General features: G+C 70.6%; 19 protein-coding genes. 17 read left to right on the top strand and 2 right to left on the bottom strand.

Going from position 1 to position 17,821, the window contains the following annotated elements; genetic code table 11:
• Positions 1-5 precede the first annotated feature (5 nt).
• The gene (locus PQV94_RS14770) at positions 6-1,379 is read left to right on the top strand and encodes a peptidoglycan DD-metalloendopeptidase family protein (RefSeq protein WP_274286522.1); all 1,374 of its coding nucleotides are present in this window, start codon (positions 6-8) and stop codon (positions 1,377-1,379) included.
• Positions 1,380-1,448: 69 nt separating this feature from the next.
• Here PQV94_RS14770 and PQV94_RS14765 read toward each other — a convergent pair whose 3' ends face one another.
• Positions 1,449-1,982: an inorganic diphosphatase gene (locus PQV94_RS14765; protein ID WP_274286521.1), complete on the bottom strand. Its 534-nt coding sequence runs from the start codon at positions 1,980-1,982 to the stop codon at positions 1,449-1,451.
• 156 nt (positions 1,983-2,138) lie between these two features.
• On the opposite strand from PQV94_RS14765, the gene tilS reads away from it, so the two are divergent.
• From tilS to lysS, 13 genes are all read left to right on the top strand, one after another.
• Positions 2,139-3,131 (top strand): tRNA lysidine(34) synthetase TilS, encoded by a 993-nt coding sequence (tilS, locus tag PQV94_RS14760; protein ID WP_274286520.1) that lies wholly within the window; start codon positions 2,139-2,141, stop codon positions 3,129-3,131.
• Positions 3,132-3,180: 49 nt separating this feature from the next.
• The gene (gene hpt, locus PQV94_RS14755; RefSeq protein ID WP_274286519.1) at positions 3,181-3,732 is read left to right on the top strand and encodes a hypoxanthine phosphoribosyltransferase; all 552 of its coding nucleotides are present in this window, start codon (positions 3,181-3,183) and stop codon (positions 3,730-3,732) included.
• A gap of 126 nt (positions 3,733-3,858) precedes the next feature.
• On the top strand, positions 3,859-5,865 hold the full coding sequence (gene ftsH / locus PQV94_RS14750; protein WP_274286518.1) for an ATP-dependent zinc metalloprotease FtsH: 2,007 nt from the start codon (positions 3,859-3,861) through the stop codon (positions 5,863-5,865).
• 7 nt (positions 5,866-5,872) lie between these two features.
• The gene (folE, locus tag PQV94_RS14745; protein WP_274286517.1) at positions 5,873-6,463 is read left to right on the top strand and encodes a GTP cyclohydrolase I; all 591 of its coding nucleotides are present in this window, start codon (positions 5,873-5,875) and stop codon (positions 6,461-6,463) included.
• Between the two features lie 11 nt (positions 6,464-6,474).
• Complete coding sequence (folP, locus tag PQV94_RS14740; protein WP_274288295.1) at positions 6,475-7,263, top strand: dihydropteroate synthase; 789 nt, start codon at positions 6,475-6,477, stop codon at positions 7,261-7,263.
• The gene (gene folB, locus PQV94_RS14735; RefSeq protein ID WP_274286516.1) at positions 7,260-7,631 is read left to right on the top strand and encodes a dihydroneopterin aldolase; all 372 of its coding nucleotides are present in this window, start codon (positions 7,260-7,262) and stop codon (positions 7,629-7,631) included. The genes folP and folB overlap by 4 nt, the downstream gene beginning before the upstream one ends.
• Positions 7,628-8,152, top strand: a complete 525-nt coding sequence (folK, locus tag PQV94_RS14730; RefSeq protein WP_274286515.1) for a 2-amino-4-hydroxy-6-hydroxymethyldihydropteridine diphosphokinase — start codon at positions 7,628-7,630, stop codon at positions 8,150-8,152. Before folB ends, folK begins: the two co-directional genes overlap by 4 nt.
• Positions 8,149-8,640, top strand: coding sequence for a DUF3180 domain-containing protein (locus PQV94_RS14725; protein ID WP_274286514.1), 492 nt, complete (start codon positions 8,149-8,151; stop codon positions 8,638-8,640). Before folK ends, PQV94_RS14725 begins: the two co-directional genes overlap by 4 nt.
• On the top strand, positions 8,588-9,172 hold the full coding sequence (locus PQV94_RS14720; RefSeq protein WP_274286513.1) for a PH domain-containing protein: 585 nt from the start codon (positions 8,588-8,590) through the stop codon (positions 9,170-9,172). The genes PQV94_RS14725 and PQV94_RS14720 overlap by 53 nt, the downstream gene beginning before the upstream one ends.
• Complete coding sequence (locus PQV94_RS14715) at positions 9,169-10,767, top strand: PH domain-containing protein (RefSeq protein WP_274286512.1); 1,599 nt, start codon at positions 9,169-9,171, stop codon at positions 10,765-10,767. Before PQV94_RS14720 ends, PQV94_RS14715 begins: the two co-directional genes overlap by 4 nt.
• Positions 10,764-11,471 carry a Rossmann-like and DUF2520 domain-containing protein gene (locus tag PQV94_RS14710; RefSeq protein WP_274286511.1) on the top strand — a complete coding sequence of 236 codons (708 nt, stop codon included), beginning with the start codon at positions 10,764-10,766 and terminating at the stop codon, positions 11,469-11,471. The genes PQV94_RS14715 and PQV94_RS14710 overlap by 4 nt, the downstream gene beginning before the upstream one ends.
• Positions 11,468-12,316: a pantoate--beta-alanine ligase gene (panC, locus tag PQV94_RS14705; protein ID WP_274286510.1), complete on the top strand. Its 849-nt coding sequence runs from the start codon at positions 11,468-11,470 to the stop codon at positions 12,314-12,316. Before PQV94_RS14710 ends, panC begins: the two co-directional genes overlap by 4 nt.
• A gap of 73 nt (positions 12,317-12,389) precedes the next feature.
• Positions 12,390-13,952 (top strand): lysine--tRNA ligase, encoded by a 1,563-nt coding sequence (lysS, locus tag PQV94_RS14700; protein WP_274286509.1) that lies wholly within the window; start codon positions 12,390-12,392, stop codon positions 13,950-13,952.
• On the opposite strand, the gene PQV94_RS14695 is transcribed toward lysS, so the two are convergent.
• The gene (locus PQV94_RS14695) at positions 13,945-15,072 is read right to left on the bottom strand and encodes a DUF4192 family protein (protein WP_274286508.1); all 1,128 of its coding nucleotides are present in this window, start codon (positions 15,070-15,072) and stop codon (positions 13,945-13,947) included. The two genes, lysS and PQV94_RS14695, sit on opposite strands and share 8 nt — an antisense overlap.
• 99 nt (positions 15,073-15,171) lie before the next feature.
• On the opposite strand from PQV94_RS14695, the gene PQV94_RS14690 reads away from it, so the two are divergent.
• The 3 genes from PQV94_RS14690 (at position 15,172) to PQV94_RS14680 (ending at position 17,705) form a co-directional block, all read left to right on the top strand.
• Positions 15,172-15,354 carry a hypothetical protein gene (locus PQV94_RS14690; protein WP_274286507.1) on the top strand — a complete coding sequence of 61 codons (183 nt, stop codon included), beginning with the start codon at positions 15,172-15,174 and terminating at the stop codon, positions 15,352-15,354.
• Between the two features lie 67 nt (positions 15,355-15,421).
• Positions 15,422-16,891, top strand: a complete 1,470-nt coding sequence (gene cls, locus PQV94_RS14685) for a cardiolipin synthase (protein WP_274286506.1) — start codon at positions 15,422-15,424, stop codon at positions 16,889-16,891.
• Positions 16,892-17,006: 115 nt separating this feature from the next.
• Positions 17,007-17,705: a hypothetical protein gene (locus PQV94_RS14680; protein ID WP_274286505.1), complete on the top strand. Its 699-nt coding sequence runs from the start codon at positions 17,007-17,009 to the stop codon at positions 17,703-17,705.
• The last annotated feature ends 116 nt before the right edge of the window (positions 17,706-17,821 follow it).

The following is a 17,821-nucleotide window of genomic DNA, read 5'->3' as shown; positions in this document are numbered from 1 at the left end:
CTGTTGTGTCTGCCGAAGATCTGTCCGGAGCGGAAGAGGACTGCGGTTGCGGCCCCACCGCCCAAGAGAAGCGCGCCCTCTGGCCCACGATGACCCGCCGCGTCGCGCTGGGTGCCGGCGCACTCGGCGTCGTCGGACTCGCTGCGCTGGCCGGCCCGCTTCAGCCCCGCGCGCTCGCGATCGAGGGCTACCCCTCGTGGGACGACGTTCAGAACGCCAAGAACAACGAAGCGGCGAAGAACGCCGAGATCCAGCGCATCGAGACGCTGATCGCGCAGCTGCAGGCCGATGTCGCGGCGAAGCAGGCGATCGCCGACCAGAAGTCCCAGGAGTACTTCACCGCGCAGCAGGCGTACTTCGACGCCGCCGCGCGCGCCGACAACCTGCAGTCGCAGGCCGACGCGCAAGCCGCCGCCGCGACCGAGGCGGCGAACAAGGCGGGGCGCGTCGCCAGCCAGCTCTACAAGGCCGGTGGCGACGACACATCGCTGCAGCTCTTCTTCGCGGGCTCCGCTGCCGGTGCCGATGACCTGCTCGCCCGCCTCGGCACGATGGACAAGCTCCTCGAGCGCAACCAGGACGTCTACGCGGCCGCCGTCTCGGCCAGGAACGCCGCCCAGTCGCTGACCGCGCAGGCCACCACCGCTCGCGACGAGCGCGACAAGCTGCAGAAGGCCGCCGAGCAGGCCATGCAGGAGGCGCAGGCAGCGGCGGATGCCGCCCAGGCCGCCCTCGACGCGCAGAACCAGAACCTCGGCACGCTGCAGGCCCAGCTGGCCGCGCTCAAGGACACGACCGCGAAGACCGTCGCCGACTACCAGGCCGGTGTGGCCGAGCAGAAGCGTCGCGACGAGGCGGCCCGTCAAGCCGCAGCGGAAGCAGCTCGCCGTGCGGCAGAAGAGGCGGCGAAGAACAACCCCGGCGGTGGTGGCGGCGGGGGAGGCGGCGGCGGTGGCGGCGGCTCAGGCTGGGTGCGGCCCGCCGGCGGCAGCATCACGTCCGAGTACGGCCAGCGCTACGCCCAGTGCGGTCCGAGCTACTGCGCGAGCAGCTTCCACTACGGCACCGATTTCGGCGCCGGATGCTGGGGCAACATCTACGCGGCGTCCTCCGGGACGGTGACCTTCGCTGGCGGCAACGGCGGCTACGGCAACTACATCCGCATCGACCACGGCGGCGGCTACGGCACCGGCTACGCCCACATCTCCAACGGCGGCATCTACGTGTCGCGCGGCCAGTGGGTCAACGCGGGCGACGTCATCGCAGGCGTCGGCAACACCGGCAACTCCTTCGGCTGCCACCTCCACTTCGAGGTCTACACCCCGAGCGGAACCGTCAACCCCCGGCCGTTCATGGCGGCGCGCGGCGTCGGCTTCTGAGTCCGACACCCAGACAGAAAGAGAGCGGATGCGGCCGGTGCCGCATCCGCTCTCTTCGTCTGAGAGGTCTCAGAGCGAGTTCGGGGCCTGGCCCTCACCCTGCGTCTTGGTCTGACCCTCGTGCTCCTCGAAGCGCGTGAAGGCCTCCGACACCAGACGCTCGGCCTCGGCCGCGTTCGCCCACTCGTCGACCTTGACCCACTTGTTGGGCTCGAGGTCCTTGTAGTGCTCGAAGAAGTGGCCGATCTCGCCCTTGGTCCACTCGTCGATGTCGTCGACGTCCTGGATGTGGGCCCAGCGCGGGTCCTTCGCCAGTACGGCGACGACCTTGTCGTCACCGCCGGCCTCGTCGCTCATCTTCAGCACGGCGACGGGGCGCACCTTCGCGAGCACGCCGGGGTAGATGTCGCGGTCGAGCAGCACGAGCACGTCGAGCGGGTCGCCGTCCTCGCCGAGGGTGTTCTCGAAGAAGCCGTAGTTGCTCGGGTAGCCCATGGGCGTGAACAGAACGCGGTCCAGGAAGACCCGGCCCGTGCCGTGGTCGACCTCGTACTTGACGCGGCTGCCGCGCGGGATCTCGATGACGGCGTCGTATGCGCCCATTCCTGTGCTCCTTCGGAAGTTCAGCGGATTCGCCACACAGCCTAGTCGGCCCGCTTCGGCGGTTCCGCGGGCAGGGCTCGGCGAGAACCGCACGGGAGCGGGCAGGGACACTGTTCGTGGCAGAGCCCTCGCCGCCCCCGCCAGTAGCGTGGTGGCATGCGACCCGGACTCGACCCCGCCACCGCCGCGGTGCGCCGCGCCGTCCGCGCGGTGCTCGAACCCCGGCGCGGACAGACCGTCGTCGTCGGACTCTCGGGCGGGGCCGACTCCCTCGCCCTCACGGCGGCCGTCGCCTTCGAAGCCGCCGCCCTCGACGTACGCGCGATCGCGGTGACGGTCGATCACGGACTCCAGGACGGATCGGATGCGGTCGCCGCCCGTGCAGCCGACCTCGCCCGCGGGCTCGGGCTCGGCGCCGAGGTCGTGCGGGTCGAGGTGTCGGCCGAGGGGGAGGGGCCGGAGGCCGCCGCCCGCAAGGCCCGTCGCGCGGCGCTCGCGGAGGCCGCGTCGCGACGCGACGCCTCGGCCGTGCTGCTCGCCCACACCCTCGACGACCAGGCCGAGACCGTGCTGCTCGGGCTCGCCCGGGGCTCGGGGGCGACGAGTCTCGGCGGGATGGCGCCGGAGCGCCGGGACGACGGCGGCCTCACGTGGCTCCGGCCGCTCCTGGGCGTCTCGCGCGCCACGACCCTCGCCGCCTGCACCGCCGCCGAGCTCGAGCCGTGGCACGATCCGCACAACGACGACCCCGCCTTCACCCGGGTGCGGGTGCGTCAGCGCGTGCTGCCGGTGCTCGAGCGCGAGCTGGGCCCCGGCATCGCCGACGCCCTCGCGCGTACCGCCGAGCAGCTGCGAGAGGATGCGGCGGCCTTCGCCGAGATGATCGACGAGACCATCGAGGACATCGTCGAGCCCGCCGAGGCAGGGATCGCCGTCTCGGTCGCAGCCCTCGCCGCCAACCCTTCGGCGCTGCGCACCCGCATCCTCCGCCATGTCGTGGCCAGCGAGTTCCACGTCTCGCTCACGCACCGCCAGACGCAGGAGGTGGAGCGGCTGGTCACCGACTGGCGCGGCCAAGGCCCCATCGACCTCCCCGGCTGCCGCGCGGCCCGGGTGGGCGGGCGGATCGTGTTCAGCGCCTCGATCTGACCCGGCCGGCGCACAGGGCGCCGCCGAAGCGGGCACCTAGAATCGATCTATGCGCGCAGCGGACATCGCCGACGACCTCACGACCGTTCTCGCCACCGAGGAGCAGATCCTCGCCAAGCTCGAGGAGATCGCGGCCCAGGTGGCCGTCGACTACGAGGGCAAGGACCTCGTGCTCGTGGGCGTCCTGAAGGGCGCGATCATGGTCATGGCCGACTTCTCCCGTGCCCTGCCGACGCTCGTGCCGATGGACTGGATGGCCGTCTCCTCCTACGGAACCGGCACCCGCTCGAGCGGTGTCGTGCAGATCCGCAAGGACCTCGACACCGACATCCACGACAAGCACGTGCTCATCGTCGAGGACATCATCGACTCGGGCCTCACGCTCAGCTGGCTGTTGGAGAACTTCGCCGCCCGCGGCGCCGCATCCGTCGAGGTCTTCGCGCTGTTCCGCAAGCCCGAGGCCGCCAAGGTGCAGGTCGACTGCCGCTACGTCGGCTTCGAGATCCCGAACGAATTCGTCGTCGGCTACGGCCTCGACTACGCCGAGCGCTACCGCAACCTGCGCGACGTCGCGGTGCTCGCCCCCCACGTCTACAGCTGACGACCGGGGCCGCGCGCCCTGTACGCCGTGGGCGAATGCACAGACCCGGCATAGTGAGCCCGCGCTACCCTGAAACGACCGTCGGGAGGCGGTACGTCGACGAAAGGGCCGGGGTCTCCCCGCGAAATGGACTTCAAGAAGATCACGCGCAACCCGCTCCTGTATGTCCTGGTGATCGGGCTGTTCCTCATCGTTGGTTTCTCGCTCATCTCGAGCCTGGGAGCGGCCAAGCAGATCACGACCCAGCAGGGCCTCGAGCTGCTCCAGGGCTCCACCGTCACCGAGGTGACCAACACCGACGGTGACCAGCGCGTCGACCTGAAGCTGTCCCAGCCCTACGAGGGCGCGAACGACGTGCAGTTCTACTACGTCGGTGCCCGCGCCGACGAGGTTGTGCAGGCGATCGACGCCGCCAAGCCCTCCGACGGCTACAACGACGTCGTGCCCCGCGCGACCTGGTTCGACGGGCTCATCTCGCTCCTGCTGCCGATCCTCCTGCTCGGCATCATCTTCTGGTTCCTCATCTCGTCCGCCCAGGGTGGCGGCAGCAAGGTCATGCAGTTCGGCAAGTCCCGCGCGAAGCTCGTGACCAAGGAATCGCCGACCGTCACGTTCCAGGATGTGGCCGGCTCCGACGAGGCCATCGAAGAGATGCAGGAGATCAAGGACTTCCTGAAGGACCCCACCAAGTTCCAGGCGCTGGGTGCCCGCATCCCGAAGGGTGTGCTGCTGTACGGCCCTCCCGGAACCGGTAAGACCCTGCTCGCGCGCGCCGTCGCCGGCGAGGCGGGCGTGCCCTTCTACTCGATCTCGGGTTCCGACTTCGTCGAGATGTTCGTCGGCGTCGGCGCCAGCCGCGTGCGCGACCTGTTCAACCAGGCCAAGGAGAGCGCGCCCGCGATCATCTTCATCGATGAGATCGACGCCGTCGGCCGTCACCGCGGTGCCGGTCTCGGCGGTGGTCACGACGAGCGCGAGCAGACCCTGAACCAGATGCTCGTCGAGATGGACGGCTTCGACCCCAAGGCCAACGTCATCGTCATCGCCGCGACGAACCGTCCCGACATCCTCGACCCGGCGCTGCTGCGCCCGGGCCGCTTCGACCGCCAGATCGGCGTCGACGCCCCCGACCTCAAGGGCCGCAAGCAGATCCTCGAGGTGCACGGCCGCGGCAAGCCGCTGGCCGACTCGGTCGACCTCGAGGTCGTCGCACGAAAGACCCCCGGCTTCACCGGTGCCGACCTCGCCAACGTGCTCAACGAGGCCGCGCTGCTCACGGCGCGCTCCGACGCCCAGCTCATCGACAACCGTGCCCTCGACGAGGCGATCGACCGCGTGATCGCCGGTCCGCAGCGTCGCACGCGTGTGATGAAGGACAAGGAGAAGCTCATCACGGCCTACCACGAGGGCGGTCACGCGCTCGCGGCGGCGGCGATGAACCACACCGACCCGGTCACGAAGGTCACGATCCTCCCGCGCGGCAAGGCGCTCGGCTACACGATGGTGCTGCCGGTCGACGACAAGTACTCCGTCACGCGCAACGAGCTGCAGGACCAGCTGACCTACGCGATGGGCGGTCGCGTGGCCGAGGAGATCGTCTTCCACGACCCCACCACCGGTGCCTCGAACGACATCGAGAAGGCCACCAACATCGCCCGCAAGATGGTCACCGAGTACGGCATGACCACGGATGTGGGTCCGGTCAAGCTCGGCGGATCCTCCGGCGAGGTCTTCATGGGCCGCGACATGGGACACGGTCGCGACTTCAGCGAGCGGGTGGCCGAGCGCGTCGACGTGCAGGTGCGGGCTCTCATCGAGCAGGCCCACAACGAGGCGTACCAGGTCATCAACGACAACCGCGACATCCTCGACAAGCTCGCGCTGGCGCTGCTGGAGAAGGAGACGCTGGACCACATCGAGCTCGCCGAGATCTTCTCGGACGTGAAGCGGCTGCCCCCGCGTCCGCAGTGGCTGTCCAGCTCCGAGCGCCCCGTCTCGCCGCTGCCTCCCGTCGACGTGCCGGCGCGTGCGCCGCAAGTCGGTGTGGCCGCTGCTCAGGAGGCGGATGCGGCGGCTGCCCCCGCGACGCCGCGTCAGCGTCCGTCGGGTCAGGCTCGCCCCGCGACCGCGTAAGGCCGTCGTGGCCGTCGACCGCCCTCGCGTCGCGGACCTCGTCCGCCAGCTGCTCGAAGCGATCGGGGAGGATCCCGACCGCCCCGGGTTGAAGCAGACCCCGCATCGCGTGGCAGAGCTGTACGCCGACTTCTTCGCCGGCGTCGGTGAAGACGCATCCGAACCGCTCTCGCACACCATCTCGGTGGCGCAGGGGCCGGCGCCGGAGACGCTTCCCTCGGGGCCCGTCGTGCTGCGCGACGTGCGCTTCCGCTCGGTGTGCGAGCACCACCTCCTGCCCTTCGCGGGCAAGGCGCACCTCGCCTACCTGCCCGCCGAGCGCGTGGTCGGGCTCGGAGCGTTGCCGCGCGTCGTCGACATCCTCGCCTCCCGCCCGCAGGTGCAGGAGCGCCTCGGCGAACAGATCGCCGACGCGATCGCCCACGGGGTGGATGCGCGCGGAGTGCTGGTCGTGCTGGATGCGTCGCACGAGTGCGTCACGATGCGCGGCGGACGCCAGGTCGACGCGACTACGGTGACGATCGCTGCTCGCGGCGAGTTCGCCGAGCCCTCGGCGCGCGCCGAACTCATCGCGCTGATCGCAGGAGGAGCCTCGTGAGCTGTCTCATCATGGGCATCGTCAACGTCACCCCCGACTCGTTCAGTGACGGAGGCCGGTTCCTCGCGCATGAGGAGGCCGTGCGCCACGCGCTGCGCCTGGTGGGAGAGGGCGCCCAGATCATCGACGTGGGCGGCGAGTCCACCCGGCCCGGGGCGGAGCGCGTCGGCGTCGAGGTCGAGCAGGAGCGCATCCTGCCGGTCGTGCATGCGCTCACCGAGGCCGGGGTCACGGTCAGCGTCGACACGATGAACGCCGCGACAGCCGCCGCCGCGGTGGCCGCTGGTGCTCGCGTCATCAACGACGTGTCCGGCGGGCTGTCGGATCCCTCGATCCTGGAGGTGGCCGCCGACGCCAACGTCGACATCGTGCTCGGGCACTGGCGAGGCCACTCCGACGACATGTACGCCCCGGCGCAGTATCGCGACCTGGCTCGCGAAGTGACCGGAGAGCTCATCGCCCGGATGGAGGCCGCCGCATCCGCTGGTATCCCTCCCTCCCGTCTGGTGCTCGATCCCGGCGTCGGCTTCGCCAAGCGCGGCGCGCAGAACTGGGAGATGCTGCGGGCGCTGCCGCAGGTGGTCGGGATCGGCCCGCGCGTGCTCGTGGGCACGAGCCGCAAGCGGTTCCTCGGCGAGACGCTCGGAACGGACGACCTCGCCCGCCGCGACCGTGCCACCGCCGTCACCAGCGCGCTGGCCGCTCACGCCGGGGCGTGGGGCGTGCGCGTGCACGATGTGCAGGCCACCGCCGACGCCCTCGCGATCGCGGAGGCGTGGCGCTCGGGAGGAGCAGGATGAGCCGCGACACGATCACCCTCACGGGCCTACGGGGCCTCGGCTTCCACGGCGTCTACCCCGACGAGAAGCGCGACGGGCAGGAGTTCGTCGTCGACGTCACGATGCGTCTCGACCTCGCCCCGGCAGCCGCGAGCGACGACGTCGCCGACACGGTGCACTACGGCGAGATCGCCGAGGAGGTCGTGGCCGTCGTGACCGGCGAGCCGGTCGATCTCATCGAGACGCTCGCCGCCCGCATCGCCGCCGTCGTGCTGGCGCGCCCGCTCGTCGACGAGGTCACGGTCACCGTGCACAAGCCGCAGGCGCCCATCACGGTGCCGTTCACCGACGCGGCCGTGACGATCGTGCGCACCCGGGGGGAGCGATGAACCGCCGGCTCGCCCAGGGATTCGACGGCTCGTTGGCGCCGCTGAAGGCCGCATCCGTCACCGCGGTGATCGCGCTCGGCTCCAACCTCGGCGACCGCGGTGCCTTGCTGGACGAGGCGGCGACCGACCTCGCGCGTCTGCCGCTGACCGAGAACGTGCGCGTCGCCCCCGTCATGGAGACCGTCGCGGTGCGCCCCGACGGGCCCGACCCCGACGCCCCGCGCTACCTCAACACCGTCGCGCTCGTGGACACGCGCCTCGCCCCGTCGGTACTGCTCGAGTTCCTCCACCACATCGAAGCCGACCACGGCCGCCGCCGCCGCGAGCGATGGGGCGACCGGACGCTCGATCTCGATCTGATCGCCTACGGCGACGTGCGCTCCGCGACATCGACGCTGACCCTGCCGCATCCGCGCGCCGCCGAGCGCGACTTCGTCCTGCGGCCCTGGCTCGCCCTCGACGCGGATGCGGTGCTGCCCGGCGTCGGCCGCGTCGCCGACCTCGCTGAGGCCCTGTCATGAAGCGCACCTCGCCCGCATCCCTCGCGATCGCCGTCGTGCTCGGTGCCGGCGTCGGTTTCCTCATCGACCAGGTGCTGACCGCATCCGGTCAGGCGACCTTCACCCCCGTTCTGACGCTGCCGATCCTGCTGGCGCTGCTCGGCGCGCTCGTGCTGGTGCTGGGTATCGGGGTCCGGCGGGCGAGCCGCGGGCACTCGACCACGCCGCTCGATCCGTTCCGTGCGGTGCGCATCGCGATGCTCGCCAAGGCTGCGAGCATCGTCGGTGCAGCGATGGGCGGGGTCGCCATCGGGCTGTCCGTCTTCCTGCTGACACGGCCCGTCATCCCCTCGGTAGGCTCGTTCAGCACCCTGATCGCGACGATCGTGGCCTGCGTCTTCCTCGTGGCGGCCGCATTGGTGGCCGAGAGTCTGTGCACGATCCGGAAGGACGACGATGACGAACCCGACGCCGGGAGCCCCGGAGGCGACACCCTCTCCCACCTCTGACGAGGCGGTGCTGGATGCGGGCACCTTCGACGAGCTGCTCGAGTCCCGCCGGGAGGGCCTCTTCGTGCGCGACGGCTCGTGGCACCAGCTCGCCCGCGCCTACCGCACGGTGCAGCTGATCTCGCTCACGGCCGGGCTCGTGCTCGTGGCGGTCGCGGCGCCGATCATCGCGGCGGTCACCGGCACCGGCTGGGTGTGGATCCCCGCGGGCGTGCTGCTGGTCGCGCTCGCCATCACCCTCATCCTGACCCCGCGCCAGATCCGATCGTTCGGCTACCGGCTGCGCGAGAACGACCTCGTGCTGCGCCGCGGCATCCTGTTCCAGCGCGTCGTCGCCGTCCCGTACGGGCGCATGCAGCTCGTCGACATCACGCACGGTCCGCTCGACCGGGCGTTCGGCATCGCTCAGCTCAAGCTCGTGACCGCGGCCGCCGCATCCGCCGTCGTGATCCCGGGGCTCACCCAGGATGCGGCCGAGAGACTGCGCGACGTGCTCATCGCCGTCGCGGAATCCCGGCGGACGGGACTGTGACCGAACCGGATGCGGGCCGCTCCGCGCTGAGCGACGGCGAGTGGCATCGGCTTCACCCGCTGACCCCGCTGCTTCGCGGCGGTCTGTTCCTCGTGGTCGTGCTCGGCTTCGTGGTCGCCAACCTGCGCGACCGGCTGATCGAGATCTTCGCCCCCTGGCTGGCACCCGGCTTCGCAGGTCCTGTTCCGGGCGACCCGGTGGACTACGTGCTCGGCCACGATCTGGTGCTGCTTGCGCTGGGCGTCGTGGCGCTCGTGGTCGTCGCCCTCATCCTCGTGTTCTGGATGTCGTGGCGGTTCCACACGTTCCGCATCACGGGCGACGACGTCGAGGTGCGCTCCGGTGTCGTCTTCCGCACCAACCGGCGGGCCCCGCTCGACCGCGTGCAGGGAGTCAACCTCACGCGGCCTCTCGTGGCGCGCCTGCTCGGTCTGGCCAAGCTTGAGGTCGTAGGCGCGGGCCTGGACGCCAACGTGCGCCTCGAGTACCTCTCGACCTCGAACGCCGAGCAGGTGCGCGCCGACATCCTGCGTCTCGCCTCCGGCCGCTCGCTCGGCGAGAGCCGCCCGAGCGAGGCCGGCGCCGCGACGTCGTGGCGATCGGCGGCCGTGCAGACCGCCTCGCAGGCGATGGACTCGCTCGTGGCGGGAACCGACGAGCCCGAGGTGGAGCCCGCATCCGTCGTCCGGATCCCGCCGGGACGGGTCATCGGCTCGATGCTGCTGCGCGACTCGACCATCGTGATCCTGGCGGTCATGGTCGCGCTCGTCGTCTGGGCGGCGACGGGCCCCGGATGGCTCGTGTTCGCCATCCTCCCCACGATGATCGGCTTCGCGACCTACGTGGGCCGGGGCACGGTCCGGGCCCTGCGTTACGCGATCGCGCCGACCGACCACGGCGTGCGCATCGTGTTCGGCATCCTCACGACCGTCACCGAGATCCTCCCGCCGGGCCGGGTGCACGCTGTGCGTGTGCACCAGCCGATCCTCTGGCGCCCTGCGGGATGGTGGACGATCACCGTCAACCGGCTGTCCGGCTCGCGTGCGGGCCAGGAGGCGGCGGAGGCGTTCACCCGCGTGCTGCCGGTGGGAACGCGCGAGGACGCGGAGCGGGTCGTGGCGCTGCTGCTGCCCTGGCTCGACGAAACCGAACGCGCGCTCCTGTTCGAGCGCGGTCTGCTCGGCGCCGTCGGCGACCCCGCCTTCACGACCACGCCGCGTCGCGCCCGCATCCTGCGCCCGGTCTCGTGGCGGCGCGACGGCTTCGCCGTGACGGATGCGGCGCTGTTCCTGCGGCGCGGCAGACTCTGGCGTTCGCTGGTGGTCGTGCCGCTGGCCCGGCTGCAGTCCATCGCGCTGCAGCAGGGGCCGATCGACCGCGCGCTGCGCGTGGCCTCGGCTCGCGCGCACACCGTGGCCGGAGCTGTCGACACGAGCCTCGGTGCGATCGATGTCGGGGCCGCGCGCGGCATGTTCGAGGACGTGGCGCGCCGCGCGGTGACAGCGGCCCGCACGGACAGATCGCACCGGTGGTTCGTCGAGGACACCGCGTCGCTCATGCGCATCGAGCAACGAGAGGAAGAGGAGAACGGATGAGGCGTGACGGCCGTCTGGGCGTCGGAGTGATCGGCGCGGGCCGGGTGGGACCCATCATGGCCGCGGCCCTGGGCGGGGCGGGGCATGCCCTCACGGGGATCACCGCCGGCAGCGATCAGGACCGTGTCGAGGCGATCCTGCCCGGAGTGCCGGTGCTGGATGCCGCCGAGGTCCTGCGCCGCAGCGAGCTCGTGGTGCTCGCGGTGCCCCACGACGAGCTTCCCTCGCTCGTGGCGGGCCTCGCCGAGCTGGGCGCCTGGCAGCCCGGACAGCTCGTGCTGCACACCGACCCCGGCTACGGCACCGACGTGCTGGCGCCCGCGCAGCGACTCGGGGCGATCGGGCTGGCGGTGCATCCGGCCATCACCTTCACGGGCACGACGATCGACCTGCGCCAGCTCGCCGCTTCCTACGCCGCCGTCACGGCGCCCGCCGCGGTGCTGCCGATCGCGCAGGCGCTGGCCGTGGAGATCGGCTGCGAGCCCGTCGTGATCGCCGAGGCCGATCGGCCCGCGTACGCGGAGGCGATCGCGACGGCGACCGAGTTCTCCCGCGTGATCGTGCAGCAGGCGACGGGTCTGCTCGCGGGCATCGGCGTCGAGAACCCCGGTGGGTACCTGTCGGCGCTCGTGCGCTCGACGGTCGACGACGCCTTGACACGTGCGGATCCGCGCGGACCCGTGGGCGATACGATCGACGGATGATCCGCACCATCGCGGAGCTGCGCACCCGACTGGCAGACGCCAGAGCCGCGGCTCCTGAGGGCACGCGTGTCGCACTCGTCTCCACGATCGGTGCGCTGCACGACGGCCACATCGACCTCATCCGTACCGCGCGCGAGAACGCCGGGATCGTGGTCGTCTCCTCCTTCGTGAACCCGCTGCGCTTCGCCACGCACGCCGAGTACGAGGCCTACCCGCGCACGCCCGACGCGGATGCTGCGCTCCTCGATCGCCTGGGCGTAGACCTCGTGTTCGCTCCGGATGCGGCGGAGCTGCTGCCCGCGGGCAAGGCCACGACCAAGGTGAGCGCGGGGGATCTGGGCCTTCGCTACGAGGGTCGGGTGCGCCCGTTCTACTTCGACGGTCTGCTGACGGTCGAGGCACAGCTGCTGAATCTCGTGCGGCCCGACGTCGCCGTCTACGGCGAGCGCGACCGCCAGCGGGTGTTCCTCGTGCGCCGGATGGTGCGGGAGCTCTTCTTCGATGTCGAGATCGTCGAGGCCGAGACGGTGCGCAGCGACGACGGTGTGCCGATCTCGACGCGTCTCGCGACCCTCGACGCGGCCGACCGCGCCGCAGCGGCGCTGCTGCCGCGGGCGCTCGAGGCCGCCGCATCCAATGCCGACCGCGACGTCGACGCGTGCATCGCCGCGGCGCAGAGCGCGCTCATGGGCGAGTCCCGCATCCGGCTCGAGTACCTGAACGTCGTCGATCCGGCGACGTTCCTGCCCGTCGACGAGGGGCACCAGGGCCCGGCGCTCGCCCTGATCGCTGCGACCGTCGGCGGTCACCGCTTCGTCGACAACGCCGAGATCTTCGTGCGCTGAGCCCCTCCGGCGGCAACCGGTCACACCGGGCGCCGCGGATAGACTTGACGGCGACTTCCGAGGAGCCCCCACGATGACCTCTCAGCCCGAGAACGCCGCGCCCGCCGAGACCCCCGAAGAGGACGTCTTCGAGCAGAAGGCGGTGCGCCTCGCCAAGCGCGAGCGACTCATCGCGGAGCGGACGGATGCGGCGGGCGGCGCCTACCCCGTCTCGGTCGCCGTGACCGATACGATCCCCGCGCTGCGCGAGCGCTTCGCGAGCCTCGAGGCGGGCGAGGAGACCGGCGTCATCGCCGGCGTGGCCGGTCGCGTCGTGTTCAGCCGCAACACCGGCAAGCTCTGCTTCGCGTCGCTGCAGTCGGGCGACGGCAGCCGCATCCAGGCCATGGTCTCGCTCGCCGCCGTCGGCGAGGAGTCGCTGCAGCGCTGGAAGGAGCTCGTCGACCTCGGCGACCACGTGTTCGTGCGCGGTCAGGTCATCTCCAGCCGCCGCGGCGAGCTGTCGATCATGGTGGAGGACTGGCAGATCGCCTCGAAGGCGCTGCTCCCGCTGCCGAACCTGCACTCCGAGCTCAACGAGGAGACGCGCGTGCGCTCGCGCTTCCTCGATCTCATCGTGCGCGACCAGGCCCGCGCGACCGTGCGCACCCGCGCCGCCGTCAACGCGAGCCTGCGCGAGACCTTCGCCGGTCACGACTTCATCGAGGTCGAGACGCCGATGCTGCAGGTGCAGCACGGCGGTGCATCGGCGCGTCCGTTCGTCACGCACTCCAATGCCTTCGACACCGAGCTGTACCTGCGCATCGCCCCCGAGCTCTTCCTCAAGCGCGCCGTCGTCGGCGGGCTCGACCGGGTGTTCGAGATCAACCGCAACTTCCGCAACGAGGGTGCCGACTCGACCCACAGCCCGGAGTTCGCGATGCTCGAGGCCTATGAGTCGTACAGCGACTACAACGGCATCGCCGACCTGACCCAGGAGCTCATCCAGAACGCCGCCGCGGCCACGAACCGTCTCGCCGGACGCCCCGAGGCCGGTCACGTCGTGACCTGGGCCGACGGCACCGAGTACGACCTCGGCGGCAACTGGGACCGCATCTCGATGTACGACTCGCTCAACGACGCGCTCGCCGCATCCGAGATCGACGCCGAACCCATCACTCCGCAGACGCCGGTCGCCGAGCTCGCCCGCATCGCCGCGGCCGCGGGCGTCGATGAGCCGCCGCACGCGACCCACGGCAAGTACGTCGAAGAGCTGTGGGAGCACTTCGTCAAGACGCACCTGGTGCGCCCCACGTTCGTCATGGACTTCCCGCTCGACACCAGCCCGCTCGTGCGCGAGCACCGCTCGATCCCGGGCGTCGTGGAGAAGTGGGACCTCTACGTGCGCGGCTTCGAGCTGGCCACCGGTTACTCCGAGCTCATCGACCCCGTCATCCAGCGCGAGCGCTTCGTCGAGCAGGCGAAGCTCGCAGCGCGCGGCGACGACGAGGCCATGCGCATCGACGAGGAGTTCCTGCGGGCGATGGAGCACGGCATGCCCCCCATGGGCGGCATGGGCATGGGTATCGACCGACTGCTGATGGCCGTCACCGGACTCGGCATCCGCGAGACCATCCTCTTCCCCCTCGTCAAGTGAGCGGCCCGGGCTGAGCCCGGAACGCCCAGTCGGGCAGGTGGGCCGCATCGACCATCGACAAGACGATGAGCGAGAGGCCGTGCTCGGCGTCGATGGTCAACGCCTGCTCGCAGTAGCGCGCGGCATGGGTGGAGCGCCCGAGCGCCCACGACAGCCAGGCACTCGCCGCCAGCGCCCCGGGGCGATACACGGCGGGAGCGGATGCGGCCGCGAGCCGGCACACCTCGAGAGCATCCGTGAGGCGATCGACATCGGGGCGCGGGCCCTCGCCCAGCATCCAGGCGCCGAGCTCATCCGGGTACGCGGCGCCCGCCTCCCATTCCTGCTGCGCGGTGAGGGCGGCGTCTCCGCCATCGACGCCGCCCACCCACGTGGCCAGCGCGATGTCGCGCAGGGCAGGGCGCGCGAGGCACCAGATCAGCAGCGCGAGATCCTGCACGTCGGCGTGCTCCGCGTCACCCGAGCCGTTCGGCGGTGGCGCAGCACTGCCCGGCTGGATCCAGGTCTCGAAGAACGCGGGCAGATCCTCGAGGGCGAGGGAGGCGACGAGGGCATCGGGATGGATGCGGGCGTCCGCCGGACGCGACCCGTGCAGCACCCAGTCCAGCGCGCGGGCGCACTCGGTCAGCGCCCGGCCGACCCTCTCGCTCCGCGCGAGGTCGACGTGCGGCAGCGCGGCTCCCGCGCCCTGGTCGGCGGCAGGGCGGTGCGCGCCCGCATCCGGGTCGGCCGCGATCTCTCCGCCGAGAGCGGGATCGAGGTAGGAGCGCCAGCGCCCGGAGGAGATGTGCAGCGCATCGATGCGGCGCAGTCCGCACGCCTGCGCCCTGACCTCCAATGCCGCGACCAATTCCGCATGCGTCACGGCGTCGGCGTCTTCGTCGTACACGAGAACGGCGTAGGCATCGGTGTGCTCGACACGGCAGGCGAAGCCGATGAGGGTCGAGGCGACTGCATCCGTGTCGACCGCCGCGGGCGGCAGATCGACGCGCAGTCCGCCGCCGGTGCGCCCCGCGCTGAAGGGGATCAGCACGACGCTGCGTCGCGGCTCGTAGCCGAGCAGTCGAGGAACGAGAGAGAGGAAGTCGGCCGCATCCCGGGCCTTGATGATCGTGGTCATGCGTCGAGGCTGCGCGTTCGGGGCCGGCCCCACCCGAACCCACAGGCCGCCGCGCCGGAGCCCGGCCGGTGTGGAGAAGCCGTCGCGTACCATGGAGGCGTGGAGAACATCTGGGTCGCGGCGCTGTGGTCGATTCTGCCGACCATCGTCGTGACGGCGACGTTCTTCTTCATCGTGCGTTCGATCCTGCGCATGGACCGCACCGAGCGTCGCGTGTACTCGGAGATCGAGGCCGAGGAACGCGCCAAGCGCGGCCTGCCTCCGGTCGCCTCCGACCACTGAGCGCGCACCACGCGGCCGTCCTGCGCCCTGCCAGTACGCTGAGCAGGATGCGGGCGGGGGAGACGGCATGATCAACATCGACATCGATCTCGGATCGTGGTGGCTGATCGCCGTCTTCGTCTTCGACATCGTGATCCGCATCGCGGCGATCATCATCGTCCCCCGCAACCGACGTCCCACGGCGGCCATGGCATGGCTGCTCGCGATCTACTTCATCCCCGTGATCGGGGTGGTGCTGTTCCTGGTGATCGGCACGCCGCGCCTGCCGCGCAAGCGCCGGCGCAAGCAGCGCGCGATCAACGAGTACATCCAGCAGGCCACGGCCGGACTCGATCACGGCACGCTGCGTCCCGGCGCGCCGGGCTGGTTCACCTCGCTCGTGCGGCTGAACACCAACCTCGGGGCCATGCCGCTCTCCGGTGACAACGAGGCGCACCTGATCGCCGACTATCAGGAGAGCCTCGACGCGATGGCAGACGCCATCCGCAGCGCCCGACGTTACGTGCACGTCGAGTTCTACATCCTTCAATCGGATGCGTCGACCGACAACTTCTTCCGTGCGCTCGAGGAGGTCCGCAAGCGGGGCGTCACGGTGCGCGTGCTGCTGGATCACTGGGCCAACCGAGGAAAGCCGTTCTACCGCCGCACGCTGAAACGTCTGGACGCCATGGGAGCGCAATGGCATCTGATGCTGCCCGTGCAGCCGCTGCGCGGCAAGTACCAGCGTCCCGACCTGCGCAACCACCGCAAGCTTCTCGTCATCGACGGCGACATCGCCTTCATGGGCTCGCAGAACGTCACCGATTCGACGTACAACCTGCGTAAGAACATCCGTCGCGGTCTGCACTGGGTCGATCTCATGGTGCGCCTCGAAGGGCCCGTCGTCGGTAGCGTCAACGCCGTCTTCCTCTCCGACTGGTACAGCGAGACCGACGAGCTACTGACGGAGGAGGTCGACGAGTTCGACCTGCGTCAGGCCACGGGGGATCTCGACTGCCAGATCGTGCCGAGCGGTCCAGGGTTCGAGTTCGAGAACAACCTGCGCCTGTTCCTCGGGCTCATGTACGCCGCGAAGGAACGGATCATCCTCGTCAGCCCCTACTTCGTGCCGGATGAGTCGATCCTCAACGCCATCACCACCGCGTGCCACCGGGGCGTCGAGGTCGAGCTCTTCGTCTCCGAAGAGGGCGACCAGGCGATGGTCTACCACGCTCAACGCAGCTACTACGAGGTGCTGCTGCGCGCCGGTGTGCGCATCTGGATGTACCGCAAGCCCTTCATCCTGCACACCAAGGCGATGACGATCGACGACGAGGTGGCGGTCATCGGCTCGAGCAACATGGACATGCGCTCGTTCGGTCTCAACATGGAGATCTCGATGCTCGTGCGCGGCGAGGAGTTCGTCGAGGAGATGCGGCAGGTCGAGGACCGCTACCGCGAGCTCAGCACGGAACTCACCCTCGAGGAGTGGCTGAAACAGCCCTTGCGCTCGACGGTTCTCGACAACCTCGCCCGCCTGACCTCGGCGCTGCAGTAGCGGCGATCGTGACCGGCCCGTTACCGGGCTTGCCGCCGATGCGCAGGTCGCTGCGACAGGATGTGAGCACGGCGGTCGTCTTGCGGCCGCATCCGCAGATCTCCGAGGAGCCGTCATGCGCCGCACCACGACCCTGCTCACCATCACCGGCTCGTTGCTGGTCGCTGCGGGCATGCTCACCGGATGCGCGGGCGAAGCCGCGCCCGGCGAGACCGCGGTCGCCGACCTGCAGCTGGATGCGGGCTGGGTCGACAGCGGGCGGATGATCGCGGTCGTGACCGAGGGCAGCTCGACCTGCGTGCCGGTCGCGGAGACACCCGCCTTCGCGGACGGAGTGGTCACGGTGAGCTTCGCCGACCCCGCAGTCGACGCCGAGCGTCCCTGCACGAAGGACCTCGTGCCGCGCGTCACGCTCGTCGCGGCTCCCGAGGGAGTCGATCCTGCGCAGGCGACCCGCGTGGACGTGAGCTACGGCAACGCATCCGGCAGCGTCGAGCTGCCCGGAGCGGAGGGGCTCGCGGGCTCCGGCACGCAGACCGACTTCATGCCGAGCGCGGGCTGGCTCACCTCGGGCGATATCGCGCTCGTGACGTGGGGCTCCTCCTCCTGCGCGCCTGTCGTGGACACCATGAAGAAGACGGCGGACGCCGAGATCACGGTGACGTTCCAGACCCCGCCCGCCGACCGCGCCTGCACGATGGACATGGCGCCGCGCGCGCTGATCGCCTCCCCCGAGGGCGTGGCCGAGGGTGCCGGCGTTGAGCTCGTGCTGGTCGGCGACACGTTCGACAACACCCGCGTCCCCGTGCTCTGACCCGCGGCTCCCCGGCTTCGGCGGTGCGCCGGCGTGCTCGCTGCCCGCTGTGCGCTGCTCGCTACCCGGGGTTCCGGGTGCTCGCGTTGTCCGAGGGACCCGCGATGCGGTGTTTC

The sequence above is a fragment of the Microbacterium sp. Clip185 genome (assembly GCF_028743715.1).
GTDB lineage: Bacteria > Actinomycetota > Actinomycetes > Actinomycetales > Microbacteriaceae > Microbacterium.
The sequence above is the reverse complement of the archived record's forward strand: the minus strand, read 5'-3'. Positions and strand labels throughout refer to the sequence as shown.